The following is a 406-nucleotide window of genomic DNA, read 5'->3' as shown; positions in this document are numbered from 1 at the left end:
AGACAATGCCTACCTTGCCAGGTTTGTGGATATGGCCCGGCATGATCCCGATCTTGCACTCACCCGGAGTAATTACCCCAGGGCAGTTCGGGCCGATCAGACGAACGCCGTCCATGCGGGAGATATACTCTTTGACGAAAAGCATATCCAGTGCAGGAACCCCTTCAGTAATGCAGACGATCAGTTCGATGCCGGCGTCTGCAGCTTCCAGAATGGAGTCCTTGCAGAACGGTGCAGGCACGTAAATCACGCTGGCGGTGGCGCCGGTTTCAGCCACGGCTTCTGCCACGGTGTTGAATACCGGCAGGCCCAGGTGCGTCTGGCCGCCTTTACCCGGGGTGACACCACCCACCATCTGAGTGCCATACTCAATGGCCTGTTCAGAGTGGAGTGTGCCCTGGCTGCC

General features: G+C 58.4%; 1 pseudogene. It reads right to left on the bottom strand.

Annotated elements, in window-relative coordinates:
- A pseudogene (locus tag A3754_RS04705) lies at positions 1-406 on the bottom strand (succinate--CoA ligase subunit alpha); the annotation flags it as partial.

It is taken from the genome of Alcanivorax sp. HI0083, from assembly GCF_001635175.1.
The sequence above is the reverse complement of the archived record's forward strand: the minus strand, read 5'-3'. Positions and strand labels throughout refer to the sequence as shown.